This is a genomic window from Shewanella sp. HL-SH8, from assembly GCF_051165765.1.
GTDB classification, from domain to species: domain Bacteria; phylum Pseudomonadota; class Gammaproteobacteria; order Enterobacterales; family Shewanellaceae; genus Shewanella; species Shewanella glacialimarina.
The window spans coordinates 420,467-444,294 of record NZ_CP195039.1; the positions used below are offsets into that span (position 1 = coordinate 420,467).

A 23,828-nucleotide genomic window follows, 5' to 3' on the forward strand; every position below is an offset into this window, starting at 1 on the left:
ACTTTGAAAAATTAAAGACTAACGGTTGGAAAGTAGCTAGGGTTCGTGAAGATTTTCAGCTGGACTTTATTTAGGTCTTGTTAGGCAAAAACTAAGCTAGAAAGGGATTTAAATAAATGGGCTCGTACATTGTAAAAAAAATTAAGAAACTAGATTCTCATTTTAATATCACTCTAGATTCTTTAGTTTTAGATACTTATGAGGTTGTGCCTGATGAAAATGTAAAAAGTATAATCATCAAAAACTGTACGGTAAGAAATGGGTTAAAGATTAAAGGTGCATCACGGGGCGCCTCCCTTCATATAGAAGATTGTAAATTCGAAAGTTACAATGGAATTACAATTGAAAGCTCTTGTTTTAGGGCTGTTTATGTAAAAAATTCAGTATTAACAGAGACCCCAAACGAAGACATACGCCTAAACATGCTTAGTGGTATTTTTTCTCATACTCTTCGGATCGAAAATAGTTATATTCACAACATTTTTATTCATAATATTAATATTAGTCTCGAAATAACAGATAGTTCGATAGAGTCTAAATTGCATTATTTCCCTAATAAATGTGAAAACGATGAAAGATCTTCGGTGTTTATTAAAAATGTCACATTTGAATCCTCTGAAGTTAGGTTCGGGGGTGCTGAGCTAGAAACGATTCACTTTGAAAACATTAATGTAGATAAAGAGTTGGGTAATCGGTGCAATGTGTTGGAGATTAAACAAGATCTTATTCTAGACCTCATTTTTGAAAATGCACACTTTATCGAAACATATATCGATTTAGAAAATTTAACAGTCAGGAATATAAAAGCAAACAATTCCACTTTAGGAAAGATGTTTAACTTTTTCGTTGGAAATATAAAGGAAGAGCAGGAAAGAAAAGTCAACGTTATATCTATTAATAACTGTTCACTTGGCAAATCATACTTTCATGGGCGGATAATTCATAACTCAATTGACTTTGGAAAAACTACTTTTTTCACTCCTCCAGTTTTTTATAATTCAGAAATACCTCAAGGAAGTATTTTCCCTGACGCCTCTTACTTTTCCGCTTGTGAGGATGATGGCAGTATCGCGGCATTTAGAGCACTTCGCTTACATATGGAGGAGCAAAGAAACAGAGAGTTGGAAGGTGAATTCTTCTATTTAGAGCAGGAATCTATTCTGAAGAAGGAAAGTTGCTCAGGTAAAAGGAATGGGTTTAGATATTTCTATGGAATTATTTCTGACTATGGAAACAACGCGATTAAGCCTTTGGTTATTCTCATATTATCCATGTTTATTTTTGCTCTTATATATGCGATTTGTATGTCTCAAAAGGTTTCAGTATACCTGCCAATTGATTCTGAATTACTTGCCAAATCTTTGTATTTTTCAACGAAGCAAATGACACTCCCATTTTGGTCCGTAAGAGAGTTAACACCTTTGATGGATAAAGAGGTTTCCACGCATCCAATAATGTATGTGGCAATTTTACAAAGTATAGTTTCGCTAACATGTATCGCTCTATCGGCGTTAGCGATAAGGTGGCGGTTTAAAAGAGGTTAGCGTGCAACTTGTCCTAGGTAGTACTATGGCCCAGCATAGGTTGAAATTCTTTACGGGCAAACTTTATTGTCGCCTCACAAAAGAGTTTTTTATGAGTTCTTTTGCCAAAATACAGAGGAACTCTGCTTTATAACTTTAGGTCGTTTTTCCTTTAATCAATCGTTTTTTTATTCATACTTTTTCTAATGCCTCTTCGTCATCTTGTTGTAACCACCTCGATTTTTCGTCGATATCCCCAATAATTTATTGGAATGCACCTTTGCCCATAATTAATGTGAAACTCTTACCGAATTGTCGGTAATTATTGCCAATAACTTAGTTTGTTAATGATATTGAAATAAAGAATTTAAATTTATTTTCTTTATTTATTAGTTTCTTAGTTGGTTTTTTAAAGATTGGCATGAAGTTGGCTTGGTATAAAGTAGTTAAATGAAACACAAACAGTTGTTCATTAATACTAGTTTGTTTTTGTGCGTTATTGATCGTCCCATACTCAAGGAGGTTTCTTATGTTAGGTTGGACATTGATGTTTTTAGTTATTGCTATCATTGCAGGGGTGTTAGGTTTTGGTGGTATTGCTGGTACGGCAGCCGGTATTGCGAAAATAATCTTCTTTATTTTTATTGTGTTACTTGTTATCTCTTTAGTAGCAAGTGCAATACGAGGTAAAGCACCTAGGGCATAACATGATGCAAGTGACGCCTTATAATTTAATACATAAACTACAAATGGAATGGCCTCATGGTCAAGGAGATCAATATGAATTTACTAAAAAAATTAAGCATGATGATTTTATTAGGATTAACAACAGTAGGCATGATGGCGTGCTCTGATAACAAAGCTGAAAATGCGGGTGAAAAAGTTGATGAGATGATGACAGACGCCGGTAATGCAGTTGAAGACGCGTGTGAAGACGTAAAGGAAGGTCTTAAAGCAGAAGACCCTAACTGTTAAAGATACTAGGCAGCGCACAATAATGCGCTGATTTCTGTTGTTTTTAAAATAGGACGCTTATATGTTAACCAAGATAAATATTAAGTATTACTACACAGGCGGGGCTTTATTAGCTGCGCTTTTGTGTGTGTTATTTAATTCACCATGGGCTAAATTTTTTATTGGTTGGTTAGCACTCTCTTTGGGTTTAGTGAGTTTTGCTTATTGGTTTAATGCTGGTGGTGTTTTTCGTAAAAAACAAAATGGTTCAATTCCTTGGTATATCAGCTGGGGATTCGTCCCTTTTCTATTGGGGTGTCAGGTTTATAATGCCTGGGCAAGAAAACACGATAAAGTACCCGCAATTCAAAAAATTGAAGATCAACTCTATTTAGCATGCCGTCTATTTCCTTCTGATATTGAATACCTTAAAACCCAAGGGGTTGATGCCATTCTCGATGTGACGGCTGAATTTGATGCATTAGATGGCACATTATTGGCTGAAGATATTGATTATTTAAATGTGCCTGTTTTAGATCATAGTGTCCCCTCGGAAGCACAACTTAATCAGGCGATAAATTGGCTAAATAATCAGGTTCGTAACGGTAAAAAGGTTGTAGTACATTGTGCGCTAGGCCGTGGACGGTCAGTACTCGTGCTAGCTTCTTATCTTGCTTGTCGCGATAGCAAAAGTAATTTAGAGGATGTGTTGCATTCTATTAATGAAATTCGCCATACCGCTCGTTTGAATAAATGGCAATTTACAAAAGTATCCCAAATGTACCAACAAAATCGTATTAAAATTAATAAAACACTCTATTTAATTGCTAATCCTGTGTCGGGTGGTGGCAAGTGGCAAGATGATGCTGAATATATTCAACAAACCTTATCGAGCTATTATCGAGTAAAGCTGCTTGAGACGACAGAAGATAAAGATGCTGCAGTACAAGCCCGTGAAGCCGTTAAGTGCGGGGCAGATATAGTTGTAGCCTGTGGGGGGGACGGTACGGTTAATGAAGTTGCTTCGATATTGGTAAACACCACAATGACATTAGGTATTATTCCGATGGGGACGACAAATGCCTTGGCTCATACCTTATTTGGTGTCGGCAGTAAGGTGATCCCTGTTGCTCAAGCCGTGGATATTTTGATTCAAGGCCATTATCAACCTATTGATACCGCAATATGTAATGAACGGATAATGCTATTGCTAGTGGGTATTGGTTTTGAACATAAGATGATTGAAACTGCTAATCGAGATAAAAAAAATGAGTCGGGTCAGTTTGCTTATTTGAGTGGCCTATGGGATGCCATTGATGAAAATCAGCCATTATCTTTGTCTATGCAATTAGATGATGGTAAAACACATACCATTGATACTACCAGTATAGTGATTGCCAATTCAGCACCTTTCAGCAGTTTACTCGCACAGGGTAATGGCGAGCCTAATATCATTGATGGACTATTAGATATTACTTGGATTGAGCCGACAGAGTCATCACAAGAGCAGCTACTGAGTTTGGTCGATTTATTATTTACTGGGATTACGCGTCTGTGGAACCAAACTAATAACAAGCTTGAGTCTGATGCAATACATCATGCCCAAGCTAAAAGAATATACTTAACAGCTCAACAAAAAATACATTATGTGATTGATGGAGAGCTTTTTGAATCTAATGATGTCACGGTAGAGGTTGTGCCGAAATCATTGAAGGTTTTTGTGCCTAAAACCAGCCCGATTTTGAGGCGTTAATCGGCACTGCCTTTATCTTCATACTTACTGAGTTTGTTATACAAGGTTTTAACGCTTATACCCAGTTGTTCGGCGGTATCATTTTTGTTACCGTCAGCTTGCTCTAGCGCTTGATAAATAGCGACCTTTTCTATTTCATCTAAACGCATACCAGCGGGTACTATAATCTTATCTGTGGTATTTTCTGGCTTAGATTCGGTTTCAAGTATGTTGAAATGACTTCTGTCAATCGTATCGTCAGCGAGAATATAAGCTCTTTCAATGGCATGCTTTAACTCACGCACATTACCTGCCCAACGCTGTTGTTGAATAAAACTGACAGCTTCTGGCGTAAAGATTTTATTGAGTTTTTCAGCGACATTTCTATAGGCTAAAAAATGTTTTGCCAACCCGAAAATATCATCACCTCTATCACGAAGTGGTGGAACGCGAATAGGAAAGTGAGCTAGTCTGAAGTATAAATCCTCACGAAAAAGACCATGCTCAATAGCGCTAGCAGGATCACGATTAGTTGCAGCGATAATGCGTACATTGGCCTTTTTTACACTGGCACTGCCAATGGGGCGATATTCGCTATTCTCTAATACCCTTAATAATTTCACTTGATGATCAATGGGCATTTCAGTAATTTCATCTAGAAATAACGTCCCGCCTTCAGCTTGATCAAATACCCCACGATGATCACGGTGTGCACCGGTAAAAGCCCCTTTAGTGTGACCAAATAGCTCGCTGTCGACTAATTCCGGACTGAGTGCACCACAGTTAATTGCAATAAAAGGTTCGTTTGATCTGTTACTTGCAAGATGAATAGTGTTAGCGACTAATTCTTTACCTGCACCACTCTCGCCAACAATTAATACATTGCTTTCTGTCACCGCGACTTTGCGAACAGTGCGATACAGCTTATGCATAGCACGGGATGAGCCAACGAGTAATCCATATTGATCTAACTCACTGGATAATACCTGCTGGCGTTTAGATGATTCTAGTAATAAGTCTTGAGCGAAATCACTTAGGGTGTCATCAATGAGTTCCATATCGTATGGCTGTCTAAAATGGTAGCCAGCACCTTCTGACATTAATTTATCAAGGTTAGGGTTGGGTTTCCCTTCACTTAAAAAGATAAATTCAATGTCAGACATTAAGGCGTTACCTGTAAGGCTGGCATAATCAGCTTGGCTTAATTGAGATACTTCAATAATTGCCACATCTGCGTTACTCGCCTCAAGTTGTGTTGGCCAAGGGAGCTCAGTAATACTCGCTATTTTATTGAAATGCCTACAACTAGCTACTTGTAAGAGCCGTGTAGCTGTTTGAGGATGAAGCAAGTGGTAAAACAAGATAGGACCGGCCATGTCAGTGTTACTCCTTTTTGGTGCTCATTTAACTAATGGCAACTGTGTAAATTTGACAATAACAATCGGTAACTTTTTCTTAACATGTTGTTTGTGTCGAGAAGGTTTTGCAAATAATAACTTATTAATCAATTTTTTAATGGTTTTTCAGTGTTGTGTACGAATTATGCATGACTCAATCATAAGGTGAGCCATATTAGTTTATCCATTATGACTACAAATATTACAGGATAGCTATTAGTTATTTAATGGTAGGAGAAATGACATTGCAATATTCACAGATTAACTATTTATCAAGCAAGCAAATCGATTTAGGGGTTATTCGCGATGCAATTGATTTGTGTCAAGCGGGGCAGTTGTTTTACTCGCAAACGATTGCCGATATGGATGACTATAATTTCAAGCGTATTTTTATGGATATGGCTGCAACTAGAAGATCTATGTTGCAACATTTAGTGCCCTTATTTCAGCGAATAAAGCAAGGTGAAGTGGCATCTTATGATGTTCAACCAATTAGCTCATCGTCTTTTATTACAGGATATACATATGCAAGTGATGCAATAAAGCAAGATAAACTATGGACAGCAATAGGGTGGCTTTTAGATATAGAACAACAGGCTTTAAATCAACTTAAGTCGGCTGCTCGGCAGGTAACAAATAAAGAGGTTGCTCAGCAATTAGCGGAAGGCTGTGCATGGCTTCAAATGGAGTGCGATAGTATGAAAAGTCTCTATGTGGGCCGTAAAAATGCTGCTAATTGAATGATTGCATCGCCATTTGAATATTAGATATCACTCAAGTGAAAAAGTTACCTGTTATCGGTAAAAATGTCCAAAAATGATTAGGTCTACACACATGTTAAATAATAAAAACCTTTTAAAACATGAGTTTAATTTGTTGACATGATTTGCGCAGTACTTATATCAAGATAAACAATGGAGGATATCTTTATGAATAAGACAACATTATCTTTGGTAGTAAGTACGATGCTTGGTGCAATGGCTTTTTCTGCAAATGCAGCACAAGATTGGAAGGATGACGCTAAAGACGCATGGGTTGACGGTAAAGTTGAAACCACATTATTGCTCAACACCAATCTTAACTCGTTTGATATCAATACCGATGTACACGCCGGTAAGGTTATTCTAACGGGTAAAGTCGATAGTAGTATTGATAAATCATTAGCGGGTGAGCTGGTTAAAAGCTTAGATGGCGTTGAAAGCGTTGATAATCAATTGACTGTTATGATGCAGCAAGATGATAGTAAAGGCGGTGATTTAGGTGATGACCTAACCGATGCTAAGATAGCAATGATTGTTAAAACACGATTATTGTTTTCTGATGATGTAGCGGGTTCTAATATTAATGTTGATGTTAAATCTGGTGTTGTAACACTAGAAGGAACAGTAACAAGTGATGCAGAACGTGACTTGGTTGTTGCTATTGCTAAAAATGCTGACGATGTAGATAAGGTGGTTGATGAACTCAGTATTACGGATTCATAGACTATACCAACATCAAGGTGACATTAGATCGAAAAGGCCAGCCTGCGTGCTGGCTGCTTATTAAGTGTAATATAACCAAATGACACTGATATGAAAAATCGTTTAATCAACGGTTTCTGAGGTAAATCTACAACTTTCAGTATGTTGATTAAATTTATCTAAAAAATCGGGATATTGTTTCAAAAAGGTTTTACCAAAATAAACACCTAGTGATCTATCTAGATTGGGCACCACAGCAAAATTACTTACTGGAATGTTGACTCGTTTGGCTGCCGCTTCAAAAAACAAGTTGTTTTCTAAGATCGCACCTATGCGATTTTTTTCAAGTAAGTATATCAACTCATCCAAAGTGCTTGCTTGGTGGATAACGTTATAATTGTGTTCTTTTAGCCAGAATGTGGCGTTGGAATGTCTGCGAGCACCAAATTGTGCGTTTGATTTAATCGCGTCTTGATTTAAGGGGATAGCGGTATTTTTGAGTAAGTAAAAGTTCCATTGCTGTGCAATAAAAGTATTTGATAATACCGCAAAACCATCTCTTTCATTGTTGTGAGAGGCTGAAAAAAAACCATCGTACTTGCCTTGTTTCACTTCTAACTGTGCACGCCCCCACGGGAGAAATATTACCTTATAAGGTTGTTGAAGTTTATCCATTACACAGTCTAAGGCTTTTATCGCATAACCATCATTTTTCTGACCAACTTCTATTTGGTAAGGCGCCCACTCCTGGGTGGTAATGGTGATAACTTTGTCAACCACAGCTGCTGCGGCTAATTGGCTTGAAAGTAATAGCAACAATCCAATCAATATTAGGCTTAAGTGAGCCGTTAACATTTTTGATTTTGCATTAAAGCACTTATTTATCAGCCGATTCATTAATTGCCACCCTTTTGTATCACTATACTTTGCACTTAAGATTAACTTAGACTCGTTGTAAGTCAAAAATATATCAGTGGTAGTTTGTTAATGAGTGGGTGAAGCTTGGCTGAGATAACCTTTCAAGTTGATTTTTATAAACTAATTAGTTAGATGAGTATAACTCTCATACAAAGTGTTCAATAACTCACAGTTTTATCTATTAGGCACGGCGCTTTATGCAATAGCTTGATTTTGGTCACTAACGGTATTTTCTGCTGTGTTATACCTGCAACAGCTATTTAATATGGTAGGTACTGATAATGTTTTATATACATATGCTGTTGTTACTAATTGTCATTTTTGTTGGTATACGCCATGGCGGAATCGCCTTTGGCTTACTGGGTGGGCTAGGTGTTTCGGTACTGGCTTTTGTATTTGGTATAGCACCGGGTACGCCGCCTGTCAGCGTAATGCTGATTATTTTGGCTGTAGTCGCGGCTTCAGCAACATTAGAGGCCACTGGTGGTTTAAAACTGTTGGTCAAGTTTGCCGAAAAACTATTACGTAAACACCCTGAACACATCGTTTTTTTAGGCCCACTGTGTACCTATTCGTTAACTGTACTTGTTGGTACTGGTCATTCGGTTTATCCACTTCTGCCCGTTATTTATGATGTTTCATACAAGAAAGGTATCCGACCTGAACGACCATTAGCAATGGCCACAGTCGCCTCACAAATGGGCATTACAGCAAGCCCAATAGCCGCCGCAGCGGCAGTGGTATTGGCAACTGCGGTAGATAATCAGCTTGATATTGGCTTAATTGATGTATTGATGGTGACTATTCCTGCGACCTTAATCGGTTTGCTGGTGGCGTGTACTTGGAGCTTAAAGCGGGGTAAAGATTTAGATAAAGATCAAGAGTTTCAGGCACGTTTAAAAGATGATGAGTTTCGTGAGTCATTAATCGATCCTAGTGCTGATAAAGTGCAAACCCCAGCCGCAGAGGCAACAGCAAAGAAAGGTTTAATAGTATTTTTACTGGGTATTTTTGCTGTGATCATGGTGGCTATGTTTAGCAAACAAGTATTACCCAGCGGTGTCAGTATGTCGGTAGCGATTCAGTTTATGATGTTGTCTGTCGGTGCGGTTATCTTATTGGCTACCAATGTATCGCCTAAAAAAGTGGTCACCAGTAATGTATTTACCGCAGGTATGACCGCGGTCATCATTATTTTTGGTATTGCATGGATGAGCGACACCATTATAGAACACCATAAAACCTATTTGGTGAGCGCAGTAAGCGATATTGTCAGTGTGTATCCATGGACATTTGCTATTGCGATGTTTGTGTCATCCATCTTCTTAAAAAGCCAGGCTGCGGTTTTAACTATTATGCTGCCATTAGGTTTTTCATTGGGGATCCCGGCGCCAGTATTAATCGGCGTGCTACCCGCGTGTTATGCTTACTTCTTTTTCCCATTCTACCCAAGTGATTTAGCCGCGATAAGCTTTGACAGAACAGGCACAACTCATATTGGTAAGTATGTACTTAATCACAGCTTTATTATTCCCGGCTTTATTGGCGTGATCACGGCAACCTTGGTTGGTTACTTCCTGTCAATGGCGATAAATTAATCACAATTTATCATCAAGATAATTGATGCGAATGAGTGGCAGCCCCTAGGTTGCCATTTTTACTTGCTAGAGGAGGAAAGTTTTATTTTGAGATTTTTTTTAACTGGTGTAAATTATCCTGTTTATTACTTGAACAGTATAATGATAAGTTAATCTTTTTAAACAAAGTTTAGCGTGATTAACAGATATATTTAGGCTTAGAGGTCTATTAAATTGAGAAAGAAATTACTGCTTATTAGCTTGTCGGTATTACTGAGTGCTTGTGCTACTCAGGTGCCAGTGACAGTGGTTAAGCCTCCACCAAAGCCTGTGACTGTAAAGACTGAGCCAAAATTACCTAAGTGGAGTGAGCCTAATTTATTAGCTTACCATCAGGATTGGGCGGGAACGCCTTATCGATTAGGTGGTATGAGTAAACAAGGTGTTGATTGCTCTGGTTTTGTGTACTTAGCTTATCTTGACATAGTGGGTGAAAAGTTACCTCGCTCTGTCAATGCGCAACGTGTATTAGGTAAAGAAGTCCCACGTGAAGCCTTAGAAGTGGGCGATTTAGTATTTTTTAAAACCGGTAAAAGCGCCCGTCATGTGGGCATTTACATGGGAGATGCCAGGTTTTTACATGCATCAACCAAAAAAGGGGTTAAGATTTCCAGTTTAAATAACGTGTATTGGAAACCGAGATTTTGGTTTGCTAAACGTTTAAAAAGTACTACGTTTGAGCAAAATATGTCTTTAGCCAGGCTGGTCGAACATGCTCAACAGCAAGATCATTTATAATTTGGCAGCAGTTTTTACAAGCTGGTGCCGTTTATTCGCTTCAACCTTAGGACTGCATCTGAAGTATTGCTTGGGTTGTTTTCACCGCTTAGCATCGTTATATTCATTTTATAAATAGCTGTTTAGGCTAAAATCACGACGTAAACGGACCCGTTATGCCAGACTCCAAGCATTGGACCTTAAAAAGTATTGCCAAAGAATTAGGTGTGTCGAATGCGACGGTATCTAATGCGTTTAATCGTCCAGATCAGTTGTCGGAAAAACGCCGCACAGACATTCTCGCTGCCTGCAATGAGCTAGGATATTTTGGACCTAATAAAGCCGCGCAATCTTTAAGGCGCGGCAAGTTTGATACGGTCGCATTAGTTTTGTCGGACAGTATTGAATACATGGTATCTGATCCTGTGGCCAGTAAATTTATGAAAGGTGTTGCGGCCGTTTTCGAGCAACATAAAATTAATTTACTGTTGTTTTCTGGCAGCTCTGACAATGTGAATGGCGTCAATGACTTTGTCGATGGCTTTATTTGTTATGGTCGCCCCCGTAACCGTTTATTGGCTGAGCAATTGAAAAAAATCAGTAAAAAAGTGGTAACGGTCGACTTTAATATTCACCGTAGTGCTTCGGTGAGTATCGATAATAAAGCCGGTGCCTATGAAGTGGCTAAGTTGGCTATTCAATCTGAGCAAGATCAGGTCGCAATTCTTGGATTACGCTTGCTTGATACTCATTTAACCTGCCGCGTGTATGATATTCATTCTATGGAAATTGACACGTCTGTAGCGCATCAGCGTTTGCAAGGTTATTTGGATGCCATTGGTGATACTGGGGTTAAGCTTGGTGATGACCGCATTTGGAATATCCCTGAAAGTAATGCCGGCTTTGCGACCATAGCTGCCAAAGAGGCGCTTAATTGTGTACCGCGTCCGAATGTATTTTTGTGCATGAGTGATTTAATTGCTTTGAGTTTAATGCGCGAGGCAATCCAACAAGGTTTACGTATACCACAAGATGTTCGAGTGGTGGGTTTTGATGGTATTGACGAAGGTACTCGGGCTATCCCGCCGCTGACGACCGTGTTTCAGTATTCAGAACAAAAAGGCCGTAAAGCCGCTGAAATGTTTATTGCTGATGCCCATCATGCTGAAGTGTTAGGTTATGAATTGTCACGTGGTGGCAGTTGTTGATTTAATATTGATGACCGGGCGGTTTCGATACAAATATGTTGATAAAAATAAGGCGCCTAATAGGCGCCTTATTTACGTTTGAGCTTAAATTACCCGTCAGATTATCCGCTGTGTTTAGCCAATAAATCTGCCAGTACAATGTGAGTCGATTGCTGAGATTCAACGATGTTGATATGGGTTTCTTTGGTGGCAAAATTAACGCTTAACTTGGCTGAACTGTCGCCATGCACCCAACAAAGATCTAACTGATTAGCCTGGTTTATCATGGTGAACTCACCATTAAAGGCATCAACGTTATTTCGAAGAGTGATCAGCTCACATAGCGTTTTAACAACCGGTTTTTGCATGGCTGTTTGAATGTCGCTTACCTGTAGATAAGGGCGATTAATGTCGCGACCTACTTGAGTTTGATTCAGTAACTCCATGGCATTAGGTACTGCCAGTAAACCGGTGTAATACACCTGCGGAATACCGGGAGCAAAAAATTGCACGCTTCGAGCGATTAAATAATCAATGTCATTTTGGCCAAGCGCGTCGTAGTAGGTGCAATTAACTTGGTATAGGTCGACATTGCTGGCTGCAGCACCTGTTGCTTGCAGGCTTTCACCTTTGCTATTGCTATGGATGCGATTAACTAAGTTATCAATTTCTGCAGCGGTTAATAAACCTGCTTTATTGCCGACCGGGCCAGCGTCAATAATGCCAATACCGTCATGGGTGTCTAATACCGTGACACAGTTGCGTGGGGCAATGGATAGCCAATGGCTTAATGCACTGACATCTTGGCTAAATAAGCTGTGGAGAATCAATGGCGGTAGCGCAAAGTCGTACACCATGTCTACCCGCTTAGCGATATCGAGTTGGGTCATGTAGTGCGAGTGAATTTCGGCAAGGGTCGTCATGCCTAGACTGTTGGCTTTTTTGGCTAACTCATCGACAAATTCAAATGACTCTTCAATCATAAAGCAGCTAGTGCCCGGCTTTTTAATCGCATAGCCAGCAGCGTCAAGACGAATAAGATCGACTTTGCTTTCATGAAAACGCGTTAGCACCTTGTTTAAATGCGCCTGACCTGCAGCGGTATGCACATTAATATCAATTTGGTTTGAGGTAAAAGTCGTCCAAAACTCGGCTTCTGTCCCGTCGGCAAGTTTATAGTTAGTGAAGCAACTCCCCGGACGTGGGCGATAAATTTTAGCTTGGTTTTCTGTACTTAAACCGTTTGGGAATACACTATCTTTGGTTAAAAATAAATCCCAGTAAGCAGAGTTTTTGCCGTTGGCAAGCACGTCTTGAAACTCGGTAGACTCTGCAGACATGTGGTTAACGATTAAGTCTGCCATGATGTCGTATTGCTGGCCAATCTGCTTTACGTCATTCCAATCACCAAGACGTTCATCTACTTTTGCATGGTCTATAGGGTCAAAGCCAGCATCGCTGCCGTCAATTGGATAGTAAAAAGGTAACAGATGTACGCCACCAAAGAGATCATGCAGTTCTGTGTCGAGAACCTGTTTGAGTCCTTTTAAGTCTGAGTGCGCTATACGATCTACGTAAGTGATCAGCTGAACATTATTTTTCATTTTGGTGACTCTTAAAGTAAGTATTTAAAAAAACTTAATCGATTAAGTTGTATATTTAACCAATATGAAACATTATTCAAGGGCTTTGTTTAAATATTGAATTCGTTTTCTGTGGGAGAAGACGAATGTGTCGCCATAAATAGACTGTGTGACCACAAAGAAAACATATAACAAGAAGGTGGGGAGTATGGTTAACCATATGAAAGAGCTAGATAATTGCAGTAACTCTAGGATAAGAATACTAACGTATTTAATGTTTTTTATGTTCGCGATGACCTCTGATGCAGTGGGAGTGATTATTCCTGAGCTGATTAACACATTTGACTTATCGATGTCACAAGCGAGCGCATTTCATTACATGCCAATGCTTTTTATTGCATTAAGTGGGCTGTTTTTAGGCTTTCTGGCAGATAAGTTAGGCCGAAAAATAACAATTTTAATTGGTTTAATGTTGTTTGCGCTAGCCAGTTTTATGTTCGCTTTAGGTGAGTCATTTTACTATTTTCTGTGTTTGTTGGCGTTAGTCGGTATTGCTATTGGGGTGTTCAAAACGGGTGCGCTAGGATTAATCGGTGATATTTCAACTAACTCAAAACAACATTCAAGTACCATGAATACCGTTGAAGGCTTTTTTGGTGTGGGTGCTATGGTTGGTCCGGCGATTGTCAGTTATTTATTGATAACAGGCGTGTCGTGGAAGTATCTGTATTTTGGTGCTGGGGCATTTTGTTTAATATTATGTTGGTTAGCTTATAAGGCTGAATACCCGCAACTTAAGCGCTCATCTACTCAAAATATTAATCTCGCCAGTACGTTTAGCATGATGAAAAACCCTTATGCATTAGGCTACTCTTTAGCGATTGGGCTTTATGTTGCTACTGAAGTGGCTATTTATGTTTGGATGCCGACGTTATTACTCAACTATGAAGGTGAGTTGGCATTAATCGCAACGTATGCGTTAACAATCTTTTTCACATTGCGGGCATTGGGACGTTTCTTAGGTGGATGGATCCTCAATCAATTCAGTTGGCAACAGGTGATGTTTTGGTTCAGTTTGGCAATTAGCTTATGTTATTTAGGCGCTATGGTGTATGGCATTTCGGCTGCGGTTATTTTATTGCCTTTATCTGGTTTGTTTATGTCTATGATGTATCCGACATTAAACTCCAAAGGGATCAGTTGTTTCCCGGTTGATCAACATGGTTCGGTTGCTGGGGTCATTTTATTCTTTACTGCGCTTTCTGCTGCATTAGGCCCATTGTTGATGGGAGTGGTAGGCGACATATTTGGTCATGTTAAATACGGGTTTTATTTAGCAACCGGCTTTGCATTTATGTTGTGTTTATTGGCAGCCTACAATCTGTTTCGTGATCCGTCAGGACATTTATTGACCGCTGACGCTAAATAATGAACCCCTGCGATTATAAATATTTAATCTAATAAACATCTACTTAGACGATTTTTTAATCCTGTTAACGATAATTGAACATAAATTGTACTTGCAATTTACTGTTTAGTTGCTAACTTGTAACTTAATCGATTAAGTAAGGGCTTGAGATTAGCCTCTTGACTTACTACTGAGCTAGTTTTGGGCTTAGTTCGATTGATGAATATATTACTGATGTTGTTATGGGGGAGATAAGACAACATCAATACACTCTATGTGGGGAAATAAAAATGATAATAAGCACATCTAAAAAATTTGTATTGAGTACGCTAGCGGTGATGGTTAGTTCGAGCTTGTGGGCTGCTGAGGCAGATACTGCGGAAACCAAGAAAGACGCCATTGGCCTTGAGCGCATTACGGTAACGGGTGTGGCACGTGGTACACGTGTAATGGACTCGAGCGTGTCAGTGAGCAGTGTGTCGCCAGAAGATTTAGCCATTAGCTCACCTCGTTCATCAGCCGAAGCGTTCCGTATTATTCCGGGCATGAAGGTTGAATCGACTGGTGGTGAAGGTAACGCCAACATTGCGGTACGTGGTTTACCGGTTGCCTCAGGTGGAGCTAAGTTCTTGCAAATTCAAGAAGATGGCTTACCTATTCTACAGTTTGGTGATATTGCATTTGGTAATGCGGATATTTTCTTACGTATTGATTCTACAACACAAACTATTGAATCAATCCGTGGTGGTTCAGCCTCAACAGCTGCCAGTAATGCACCAGGCGGTATTATTAACGTCATCAGTAAAACCGGTACCAGTGATGCTGGCAGTATTTCATCTACTGTAGGCCCAGATTACGATACTTTACGTACTGATTTTGAATACGGCACAAGCATTAATGACTCGATGCGTTTTCACATCGGTGGCTTTGTACGCACCGGCGATGGCCCGCGTGACCCTGGTTACACCGCGAACAAGGGTGGCCAAATTAAAGCTAACTTAACCAAAGAGTTTGACTCTGGTTATGTGCGTTTGTATGTAAAGCACTTAAATGATAAGAGCATTGGTTATTTGCCGATGCCAATGTATTCAGATGGCAGTTCAATACCTGGATTTGATGCCCAATCTGATACGGTTCATTCGGCTAACATGTTATCAACCCTGCGCTTAGATGCTGACGGCAATATCAGCCGTGGTGATATGCGTGATGGTATGAATCCTATTGTGAATTCAGTTGGACTAGAAGCTTCATTTGATTTAGGCGATGACTGGTTAGTTGAAAACCGTTTCCGCATCTCGGATGTTAGCGGTAATTTTATGTCGTTAATGCCTGCCGAAGTGGCTAACAGCTCGAGTATTGCTGACAGTATTGGTGGCAGCGGATCATCACTGATTTATGCTAATGGTGCCAAAGCGGGTCAAGCATTTGATAGTGATTTAGCTATGCGCGTACACAGTTTTGATGTGACCATGAATGACTTTGGTTCTATCGTCAATGACATGAAATTAACCAAGACGTTTGATGATTCTAATGTCACTTTTGGTTTTTATACTGCCACGCAAAATATCAATATGACTTGGATGTGGAACTCTTATTTGATGGAAGTGCAAGGCGATAATGCGGCACTTTTAGATGTGGTCGGTGCCGATGGCACTGAGTACTCAGATAATGGTTTATACGCTTATGGCGTGCCTTACTGGGGCAATTGCTGTCAACGTAACTATGATTCAGACTACACTATTAAAGCACCGTATATTGCTGCGTCATCTAAGTTCGGCGATTTATCATTAGACGGTAGCGTGCGCTATGACTCTGGCGATGCCAGTGGTTACTATGCGGGTAATGTGCAATCACAAGTGGATATGAACCGTGATGGGGTGATTTCTCAGCCTGAGCTAAGTGTGTCGTCAATTGATAATGCTAACCCACAGTTAGTGAATTATGACTGGGGTTACCTGTCATATTCATTAGGTGCTAACTATCAAGTATCTGAAGATTTAGCCGCATTTGGTCGTATTAGTCATGGTGGTCGTGCCAATGCTGACCGTTTATTGTTTGGTAAAGTGAATGCTGATGGTTCAGTTTCTGACGAAGACTCTGTGGATGAAGTAGACCAGTACGAAGTGGGTGTGAAGTATCGTTACGATAGCATGTCGCTATTTGCCACCGCGTTTTACTCTGAAACAGAAGAGCAAAACTTTGAAGCCACTAGCCAAATATTCTTTGACCGTAAATATGAAGCCAAAGGGATTGAGTTAGAAGGTGCTTATTATGTTGGTGATTTCGATTTTCGCGGTAACGTAACTTGGACCGATGCTGAAATTGTTAAAGATGCCCTTAATCCAAGTGTAATTGGCAACACACCTCGTCGCCAAGCTGATTTTATTTACTCGCTAATGGGCCGTTATAACTTTGATAAAGGCTCTGTTGGGGTCAATTTGATTGGTACCACTGAGTCTTATGCTCAAGATAATAATGACCTAAGTTTTGATGGTTATACTCAACTCAATGCGTTTGCATCTTACCAGTTAACCAATGCGTTATCCGTCGCGCTTAACGTCAATAACTTGTTTGATACTGTGGGTATTACAGAAGCTGAAGAAGGTTCGGTACCCGATAACAATATCATTCGTGCCAGAACCATTAACGGTCGTACAACCAGCGCCACGGTTAAGTACGAGTTTTAATCGTTTATTGTCATAACCTTAGTTGTAATAGTATTAGTTGTATTAGTTTTTAGAAATCCCTGTTAACAAGCCCATGCAAATGGGCTTTTTTTTGGACGTTTTATATGAGTACATTATTGAGTTTTGGTGAAGTATTAATTGATTTACTGCCAGTGGGCCATTCTGGTTTGGTTCACGAGCCTATCCCTGGCGGCGCGCCTGCCAATGTCGCTGTGGGTTACGCTAAATTAGGTGGTAAGAGTCTTTTTGCTGGTGGCATTAGTGCTGACGATTATGGCCAGTTGTTAACAAATACATTGGCAGAACAAGGTGTTGATGTTAGTTGTTTAGCATTAATACCAGATGCTGCTACTGCCACAGTGTTAGTTAGTTTGGATGGGCAGGGGGAGCGGTCGTTTAGCTTTAATCGGCAGAACACTGCTGACATGCTATACCGCGAAGCTGATTTTGATGCTATCGACTGGTCAAAAATTGATATTTTTCATCTTTGTTCTAATACCTTTACTGAAAAGGCTATTTTCAATGCCAGTCTTTATGGTGCTAAAAAAGCTCATAAGGAACAAGCATTAGTCAGTTTTGATGTTAATTTACGCTTGTCATTATGGCAAGACACTCGGTTGTTATCAGCCCGTGTGGAGCAATGCTTTCGTTATACTCACGTGCTTAAAATGAGTAAAGAGGAAGCACTGTATTTGGCTCAGGAGCGTGGGGCATCATTTGACGAATATTTAGCATTCTGTATTGGACAAGGGGTGAGGTTAATTTTGGTCACCAATGGCCCAGAGTCCATTTTATGTCACAGCGCTGAATTTGCCTTTGAGTTGCCGGTGCCTAAAATTGTCGCCACAGATACTACAGCTGCCGGAGATAGTTTTGTTGCGGGGTTCTTATATGAACTTGGCAGTGATGAAGGATATTTAGCGCCAGAGCTTTTAGTGCAAAAATTGCTTAATCGAGTGAAGGTTCAAACGGCTGCTGAGTTTGCGATTAAGTGTGGTGCGATAACGTGTGCGAAAAAAGGCGCATTTCCTGCGTTGCCCGTTTGGTCACAAGTGCAATAATGGATCAAGCGGGTGTAGAGTAGCGTTATTAGTCATAAAAAGAGGTCACCCTAAGGTTACCTCTTTTTGGTTATCATTGAATCAATAGCGTGGTTAATCTTGGGTTATGCTTGATTCAGCTAATGCGGTTTTATTTTTGCCACGTTTTGCGAGCGCATAATAAAACAGTGGCGTTAAAATAAGACCAAAAATAGTTACCCCAATCATGCCAGAGAATACCGCAACACCCATTGCTTGACGCATTTCCGAACCTGGTCCGCTTGAAAACACCATAGGTACCACGCCCATAATGAAGGCTATCGAGGTCATTAAAATAGGCCTTAAACGTAAACGGCCCGCTTCAAGTATGGCTTCTAATGCTTCCATGCCCTCATCTTGTAACTCTTTGGCAAACTCAACAATGAGGATGGCATTTTTGGTTGCTAGCCCTACCAGAACAATTAGCCCAATCTGGGTGAAAATATTGTTATCTCCACCGTAAATAAGCACCCCTGTTAATGCCGACAACAGCGTCATAGGAATAATCAGAATGATGGCTAAAGGTAAGCTTAAACTTTCATATTGCGCCGCTAATACCATAAACACTAATAAGATAATTAATGGATAAATATACGCGCCAGCATTACCTGCGAGGATCTGTTGGTAGGTGATCTCAGTCCACTCGTAGGTCATGCCATTAGGTAAGGTTTCCGCTAAAATCTTTTCAATGGCAGCTTGTGCCTCACCGCTACTAAAGCCAGGTGCAGCACCACCATTGAGCTCAGCAGTGGTAAAACCGTTGTAATGCATGACTCGGTCTGGACCAGATGAATTGGTGACATTAATAAATGAACCAATAGGCACCATTTCACCTTGGTTGTTACGTACTTTTAGTTGGGCGATTTGTTCAGGCGTTTGTCTAAACTGCTCATCTGCTTGTACGTTAACTTGATAAGTGCGACCAAATTGGTTGAAGTCGTTGGCGTAAACCGAACCCATGTATCCCTGAAGGGTGGAGAACAATTCGTCTAACGATACCGATTGCTGTTTGGCTTTAGTTCGGTCGATGTTCACTTCAAGTTGTGGCACATTGACTTGATAACTCGAGAATACACCGGCAAGCTCAGGCGTTGCCCATGCTTTTTGCATCACTTGCATGGTCACTTTATATAACTCTTCATAACCGTAGTTTGCTCGGTCTTGAATTTGTAATCTAAAGCCACCTATGGTGCCTAAGCCTTGTACTGGCGGTGGCGGAAAAATCGCAATAAATGCCCCGTCAATGGCTGCAAATTTTTGATTTAACGCCGCTGCAATAGCGCCTGCTGATAATGATGGATCGCTGCGGTCATCAAAGCTATCTAATGGGGTAAATACAATCGCGCTGTTAGTACTGTTGGTAAAGCCGTTAATGCTTAAACCTGGAAAGGCGACAGCGTGGGCGACACCTGGCTGTGCTAAAGCAATACGCGACATTTCTTTTACCACGGCTTCAGTGCGATCTAACGATGCGGCGTCAGGCAACTGAGCAAAGGCAATAAGATACTGTTTATCTTGGCCTGGTACATATCCGGTAGGGGTATTGGCAAACTGTAAGCCTGTTAAGCCCACTAAACCGATATAGAGAATACCGACTACAGCACCAAAGCGGATGATTTTTTTAACTAACCAACCGTAACCATTAGACATACGGGCAAACAGGCGATTAAACGGATTGAATAACCAGCCGCCTAATAGCTTATCCATGCCGCGGGTAAGTGCGTCTTTTTTCTCGTGATGCCCTTTTAGCAGTAATGCCGATAGCGCAGGGCTAAGGGTTAACGAGTTAATCGCTGAGATAAAGGTTGAGATAGTAATGGTTAGTGCAAACTGCTTATAAAACTGGCCGGTTAAACCTGACATAAAGGCGGTTGGAATAAATACCGCCGCCAGTACCAATGTGGTAGCAACAATGGGACCGGTCACTTCTTTCATTGCCTTTTGGGTTGCAGCAACGGGCGATAAGCCATCAGAAATATTTCGTTCAACGTTTTCAACCACCACAATCGCATCATCGACCACAATACCAATCGCCAGCACTAAGCCAAACAATGATAAGGCATTCAGCGAGAAGCCCATTAGGTGCATAAAGGCAAAAGTACCCACAAGCGATACCGGAACCGCCACTAATGGAATAATGGATGCGCGCCAGGTTTGTAAAAATAGCACAACAACAAGTACTACCAGCAACAAGGCTTCAAGTAATGTTTGTACCACGGCTTTAATTGAACCGCGCACGAATACAGTAGGGTCGTAGACGATGTCATATGCTAAGCCGTCTGGGAATGACTTAGACAGTTCTGCCATTTTAAGGCGAACATCATCAGATATTTGAATCGCATTAGATCCAGAAGCTTGAAAAACAGGCAATGCCGCAGCGTCTTGATTGTCTAGCATTGAACGCAATGCATAAGTCGATGCGCCTAATTCAACCCGAGCCATATCTTTTAAGCGGGTGATTTGACCTTGTTCGCCTACCTTAACAATGATTTGTTCAAACTCTTCAACGTTGGCTAAACGGCCCTTAACATTGATAAGTAGCTGGAAATCGCTATCGCCACTGGGCTGCGCGCCTAAACTGCCGGCAGCTGCTTGTTGGTTTTGCTCACGTATAGCGGCCACGACATCATTCGGTGATAAACCAATCGCTGCAACTTTATTAGGGTCTAGCCAGACACGCATGCTGTAGTCGCCCGCGCCAAATACCCGCACAGCGCCTACGCCTTCAATACGCGCGAGCTCATCTTTTACTTTTAACACTGCATAGTTAGACAGATACAACATGTCATAACGATTATCAGGTGAGGTTAAATGCACCACCATAGTTAAGTCAGGTGATGACTTTTCGGTGACAATACCTAACCTTTGCACTGTTTGCGGTAAACGTGGTTTAGCTCGCTCAACTCGGCCTTGCACTTGAGACTGGGCTAAATCAACGCCGCTACCAATGGCAAAGGTAACTGTTAATGTCATACGGCCATCAGATGTGGCTTGAGATGACATGTATAGCATGTTCTCAACACCGTTGATTTCTTGCTCTAGTGGGGAGGCGACTGTTTCAGCGATAACTTTTGGGTTAGCACCGGGATAGCTTGCAGTCACCACTACCGTTGGTGGAACCACTTCAGGGTATTCGGTGATCGGCAATTGCCAAACAGCAAGTGCGCCCGAAATAAAAAATAGCAACGATAAAACCGCGGCAAAAATCGGTCTTTTAATAAAAAATTGCGATAACATTTTGTGGTTCCTTAGCCTTGATTAGCGTCATCAGCAACACGTGCAGTGAGTGGCTGAGTATCAAAGAGTAGCTGTGCTTGATGTAGTGCTTCAATTTGGCTGCTATCGGCCATTTCTGTCAATTTTGGCGTGATAGTGACGTTGGGACGCACTTTTTGCAGGCTATTCACCACAATGATGTCTTCTGGCTGTAACCCCGCGGTCACAATACGTAAGCCATGAATTTTTTCACCTAAAGTGATACCACGATATTCAAGGGTGTTTTGCGCGTTGACCACTAGCACAAACTTGTTATTTAAATCAGTAAAAATCGCTTTGTCGTCGATTAAAATACCTTGATATGACGCACTGCCAGCAATACTGATACGGGCAAATAAGCCGGGCAGTAAACGATTGTCTGGATTGGCAAATGAGGCGCGTACACGAATGGTACCGGTTTGCTGATTAACAGCGTTATCTACAAAGTCGATAACACCTTGGTAAGTAAATTCGGTTTGATTGGCTAATGCCATTAGTACAGTATTGTTACCAGAGCGCGGATCTTGACGCTGGTTTTGAGCCGATAGCGAAGAGTATTTAAGGTAGGTTTGCTCGTCGATATCAAAATAGGCATACATGTTTGAGGTCGATACTAAACTTGTTAACTGAGTTTGCCCCGCAGTAACATAGTTACCCGCAGTTTCATTGGCGTAAGATACCCGGCCAGCAATGGGTGCTGTGACTTGGGTGTATTCCACATTGAGTGTAGCGCGTGTTAGTGCCGCTTTTACCGATGCAACCGCAGCCGCAGTTTGGTGTAAGTTACTGCGACGAGTATCAATTAATTCTTCAGATACGGCTTGCTGGTTAAACAACTTGTTAGCGCGTTCAAAATCATTTTTAGCCAGTTCATTGGCGGATATGGCACTGGTCAACTCAGCTTGTAAACGTTCAACTTCGGCAGCAAATACTCTCGAGTCGATAGTAAATAACACATCGCCTTTATTAACCAGCGTCCCTTCTTTAAAGTTCACCGACTCTATGTATCCTGATACGCGAGGCACTAGGGTAACTTCTTCAGGAGCTTGTAAGTGTCCGGTAAACTGATCCCACTCGGTAATACGTTCATGGATCACATTGGCAACATTCACTTCGATGGCTGCTGATGGCATAGCTTGTTGTGGAGGCGATTCATTACCACATGCGGTTAATAGCAATGCGGTTAGGCTCACTATCAGTGTGGATAGAATGGATGTAAATCTGTTCATGTAATTGTCCTTTCAACAATGGCTTTGATGTCATCTAGTGTGTTGCTTTTGTTGTCTAATAGTTAAATTTGTACCAAAAGGTAAAAAATGTTCTGTACCGAACGGTAATATATAGATTAAAATAGACCTGTCAATTAAATGTGTACCGATAAGTATTAAATTATTTTATAAGATATGTTATTTACGATGAGGCAATCTGTTACCGGGCAAGTTAGCCTTAGTGACTTGGGTCAACCTTGATACATTAAGGTCTTTATTTGATGTTGGTAGCGTGTAACATACTCAATAATCCCCACAGGGAAGTGATTCAGACTTTGAGTCAAAGTATGGCGTTGTGGTAAAGTGTGCTGATTATTTTTCAGTGTTTGGTTAACTTATTAATCATCAACAATTAATCAATTTAAAGAGGTGATGTTTTGACAGAAATAAAGACAGCTTGTGTCGGACGTCCTCGTGGATTTGATATTGATTTTGCTTTAGCGCAAGCATTGGACGTATTTTGGCGTAATGGTTATGAAGGGGCGTCTTTAAGCGAGCTGACCGCTGCGATGGGAATTAAAAAACCGAGCCTTTACGCCGCATTTGGTAATAAAGAACAATTGTTTTTAAAGGCAATTGATTTATATGAAAGTCGACCTGAATCATTCTTTAATCAGGCATTTCAATGTGATCATATTGGTGATGTTATTAAGGGATTATTACTCGGCGCGGCTATGCAGTTTACCGATACTAATCACCCGCAAGGTTGCGCCTTGGCCAACAGCACCTTATCGTGCAGCGAAGCGAGCGAATCAATTAAACAGGCCATACTTGAACGAAAGGCACAACATAATCAAAATTTAGTCGCAAGATTTGAAACCGCTAAAAAGCAGGGTGAGTTGAAGGAGGAATGCTGTCCTGAAGACCTAGCTAGGTTAATGGCAATTTTGTTTCAGGGGATGTCGGTACAGGCGTCAGAAGGAACAAACGTTGAAGCGTTAATCAAAGTGGCCCAAATGGCGGTTGATTGCGTGTTATCCCAGTATGTTAATAAGTAGCTAGTTGGACGACGTTTTTTAT

At 40.7% G+C, this 23,828-nt stretch carries 18 protein-coding genes; 13 read left to right on the forward strand and 5 right to left on the reverse strand.

Annotated features, from left to right (window positions below; all coding sequences use genetic code 11):
* Window positions 1–116 precede the first annotated feature (116 nt).
* From ACRWQN_RS01845 to ACRWQN_RS01860, 4 genes are all read left to right on the forward strand, one after another.
* A complete protein-coding gene (locus ACRWQN_RS01845; protein WP_434939591.1) occupies window positions 117–1,544 on the forward strand; it encodes a hypothetical protein in 1,428 nt (475 codons plus the stop codon).
* A gap of 508 nt (window positions 1,545–2,052) precedes the next feature.
* Window positions 2,053–2,229 carry a DUF1328 domain-containing protein gene (locus ACRWQN_RS01850; protein ID WP_434927711.1) on the forward strand — a complete coding sequence of 59 codons (177 nt, stop codon included), beginning with the start codon at window positions 2,053–2,055 and terminating at the stop codon, window positions 2,227–2,229.
* A 74-nt stretch (window positions 2,230–2,303) separates the two neighbouring features.
* Window positions 2,304–2,498 carry a hypothetical protein gene (locus ACRWQN_RS01855; protein ID WP_434939593.1) on the forward strand — a complete coding sequence of 65 codons (195 nt, stop codon included), beginning with the start codon at window positions 2,304–2,306 and terminating at the stop codon, window positions 2,496–2,498.
* Between the two features lie 61 nt (window positions 2,499–2,559).
* Window positions 2,560–4,230, forward strand: a complete 1,671-nt coding sequence (locus ACRWQN_RS01860; RefSeq protein WP_434939595.1) for a diacylglycerol kinase family protein — start codon at window positions 2,560–2,562, stop codon at window positions 4,228–4,230.
* Here ACRWQN_RS01860 and ACRWQN_RS01865 read toward each other — a convergent pair.
* Window positions 4,227–5,585, reverse strand: a complete 1,359-nt coding sequence (locus tag ACRWQN_RS01865; protein WP_434927714.1) for a sigma-54 interaction domain-containing protein — start codon at window positions 5,583–5,585, stop codon at window positions 4,227–4,229. The genes ACRWQN_RS01860 and ACRWQN_RS01865 overlap by 4 nt on opposite strands.
* A gap of 260 nt (window positions 5,586–5,845) precedes the next feature.
* On the opposite strand from ACRWQN_RS01865, the gene ACRWQN_RS01870 reads away from it, so the two are divergent.
* Window positions 5,846–6,346 (forward strand): hypothetical protein, encoded by a 501-nt coding sequence (locus ACRWQN_RS01870; protein WP_434939596.1) that lies wholly within the window; start codon window positions 5,846–5,848, stop codon window positions 6,344–6,346.
* A gap of 189 nt (window positions 6,347–6,535) precedes the next feature.
* Entirely contained in the window at window positions 6,536–7,090 is a 555-nt protein-coding gene (locus ACRWQN_RS01875) for a BON domain-containing protein (RefSeq protein WP_434939597.1), read from the forward strand.
* A gap of 102 nt (window positions 7,091–7,192) precedes the next feature.
* Here the strand turns inward: ACRWQN_RS01875 and ACRWQN_RS01880 are convergent, their stop codons facing one another.
* Window positions 7,193–7,966: a substrate-binding periplasmic protein gene (locus tag ACRWQN_RS01880; protein WP_434939598.1), complete on the reverse strand. Its 774-nt coding sequence runs from the start codon at window positions 7,964–7,966 to the stop codon at window positions 7,193–7,195.
* Window positions 7,967–8,268: 302 nt separating this feature from the next.
* Between ACRWQN_RS01880 and ACRWQN_RS01885 the strand changes: the two genes are divergently transcribed.
* From ACRWQN_RS01885 to ACRWQN_RS01895, 3 genes are all read left to right on the forward strand, one after another.
* Window positions 8,269–9,585 (forward strand): anaerobic C4-dicarboxylate transporter, encoded by a 1,317-nt coding sequence (locus ACRWQN_RS01885; protein ID WP_434939600.1) that lies wholly within the window; start codon window positions 8,269–8,271, stop codon window positions 9,583–9,585.
* Between the two features lie 213 nt (window positions 9,586–9,798).
* Window positions 9,799–10,362, forward strand: coding sequence for a C40 family peptidase (locus tag ACRWQN_RS01890; protein ID WP_434939601.1), 564 nt, complete (start codon window positions 9,799–9,801; stop codon window positions 10,360–10,362).
* Between the two features lie 155 nt (window positions 10,363–10,517).
* The gene (locus ACRWQN_RS01895) at window positions 10,518–11,549 is read left to right on the forward strand and encodes a LacI family DNA-binding transcriptional regulator (RefSeq protein WP_434939603.1); all 1,032 of its coding nucleotides are present in this window, start codon (window positions 10,518–10,520) and stop codon (window positions 11,547–11,549) included.
* A gap of 101 nt (window positions 11,550–11,650) precedes the next feature.
* Here ACRWQN_RS01895 and gtfA read toward each other — a convergent pair whose 3' ends face one another.
* Entirely contained in the window at window positions 11,651–13,132 is a 1,482-nt protein-coding gene (gene gtfA / locus ACRWQN_RS01900) for a sucrose phosphorylase (RefSeq protein ID WP_434939605.1), read from the reverse strand.
* Between the two features lie 187 nt (window positions 13,133–13,319).
* Between gtfA and ACRWQN_RS01905 the strand changes: the two genes are divergently transcribed.
* From ACRWQN_RS01905 to ACRWQN_RS01915, 3 genes are all read left to right on the forward strand, one after another.
* A complete protein-coding gene (locus ACRWQN_RS01905; protein WP_434939606.1) occupies window positions 13,320–14,540 on the forward strand; it encodes an MFS transporter in 1,221 nt (406 codons plus the stop codon).
* A 269-nt stretch (window positions 14,541–14,809) separates the two neighbouring features.
* Window positions 14,810–17,206, forward strand: a complete 2,397-nt coding sequence (locus ACRWQN_RS01910; protein ID WP_434939608.1) for a TonB-dependent receptor domain-containing protein — start codon at window positions 14,810–14,812, stop codon at window positions 17,204–17,206.
* A 104-nt stretch (window positions 17,207–17,310) separates the two neighbouring features.
* Window positions 17,311–18,267 (forward strand): carbohydrate kinase family protein, encoded by a 957-nt coding sequence (locus tag ACRWQN_RS01915; protein WP_434939609.1) that lies wholly within the window; start codon window positions 17,311–17,313, stop codon window positions 18,265–18,267.
* 93 nt (window positions 18,268–18,360) lie between these two features.
* Here ACRWQN_RS01915 and ACRWQN_RS01920 read toward each other — a convergent pair whose 3' ends face one another.
* Both ACRWQN_RS01920 and ACRWQN_RS01925 read right to left on the reverse strand, forming a co-directional pair.
* The gene (locus ACRWQN_RS01920; RefSeq protein ID WP_434939611.1) at window positions 18,361–21,522 is read right to left on the reverse strand and encodes an efflux RND transporter permease subunit; all 3,162 of its coding nucleotides are present in this window, start codon (window positions 21,520–21,522) and stop codon (window positions 18,361–18,363) included.
* An 11-nt stretch (window positions 21,523–21,533) separates the two neighbouring features.
* On the reverse strand, window positions 21,534–22,769 hold the full coding sequence (locus tag ACRWQN_RS01925) for an efflux RND transporter periplasmic adaptor subunit (RefSeq protein ID WP_434939612.1): 1,236 nt from the start codon (window positions 22,767–22,769) through the stop codon (window positions 21,534–21,536).
* 416 nt (window positions 22,770–23,185) lie between these two features.
* On the opposite strand from ACRWQN_RS01925, the gene ACRWQN_RS01930 reads away from it, so the two are divergent.
* The gene (locus ACRWQN_RS01930) at window positions 23,186–23,806 is read left to right on the forward strand and encodes a TetR/AcrR family transcriptional regulator (RefSeq protein ID WP_434930790.1); all 621 of its coding nucleotides are present in this window, start codon (window positions 23,186–23,188) and stop codon (window positions 23,804–23,806) included.
* The last annotated feature ends 22 nt before the right edge of the window (window positions 23,807–23,828 follow it).

Bases quoted from the DNA above. Each gene is read 5' to 3' on its own strand.
- ACRWQN_RS01845 (WP_434939591.1), top strand. From the start codon at position 117: ATGGGCTCGTACATTGTAAAAAAAATTAAGAAACTAGATTCTCATTTT.
- ACRWQN_RS01850 (WP_434927711.1), top strand. From the start codon at position 2,053: ATGTTAGGTTGGACATTGATGTTTTTAGTTATTGCTATCATTGCAGGG.
- ACRWQN_RS01855 (WP_434939593.1), top strand. From the start codon at position 2,304: ATGAATTTACTAAAAAAATTAAGCATGATGATTTTATTAGGATTAACA.
- ACRWQN_RS01860 (WP_434939595.1), top strand. From the start codon at position 2,560: ATGTTAACCAAGATAAATATTAAGTATTACTACACAGGCGGGGCTTTA.
- ACRWQN_RS01865 (WP_434927714.1), bottom strand. From the start codon at position 5,585: ATGGCCGGTCCTATCTTGTTTTACCACTTGCTTCATCCTCAAACAGCT.
- ACRWQN_RS01870 (WP_434939596.1), top strand. From the start codon at position 5,846: ATGACATTGCAATATTCACAGATTAACTATTTATCAAGCAAGCAAATC.
- ACRWQN_RS01875 (WP_434939597.1), top strand. From the start codon at position 6,536: ATGAATAAGACAACATTATCTTTGGTAGTAAGTACGATGCTTGGTGCA.
- ACRWQN_RS01880 (WP_434939598.1), bottom strand. From the start codon at position 7,966: ATGAATCGGCTGATAAATAAGTGCTTTAATGCAAAATCAAAAATGTTA.
- ACRWQN_RS01885 (WP_434939600.1), top strand. From the start codon at position 8,269: ATGTTTTATATACATATGCTGTTGTTACTAATTGTCATTTTTGTTGGT.
- ACRWQN_RS01895 (WP_434939603.1), top strand. From the start codon at position 10,518: ATGCCAGACTCCAAGCATTGGACCTTAAAAAGTATTGCCAAAGAATTA.
- gtfA (WP_434939605.1), bottom strand. From the start codon at position 13,132: ATGAAAAATAATGTTCAGCTGATCACTTACGTAGATCGTATAGCGCAC.
- ACRWQN_RS01905 (WP_434939606.1), top strand. From the start codon at position 13,320: ATGGTTAACCATATGAAAGAGCTAGATAATTGCAGTAACTCTAGGATA.
- ACRWQN_RS01910 (WP_434939608.1), top strand. From the start codon at position 14,810: ATGATAATAAGCACATCTAAAAAATTTGTATTGAGTACGCTAGCGGTG.
- ACRWQN_RS01915 (WP_434939609.1), top strand. From the start codon at position 17,311: ATGAGTACATTATTGAGTTTTGGTGAAGTATTAATTGATTTACTGCCA.
- ACRWQN_RS01920 (WP_434939611.1), bottom strand. From the start codon at position 21,522: ATGTTATCGCAATTTTTTATTAAAAGACCGATTTTTGCCGCGGTTTTA.
- ACRWQN_RS01925 (WP_434939612.1), bottom strand. From the start codon at position 22,769: ATGAACAGATTTACATCCATTCTATCCACACTGATAGTGAGCCTAACC.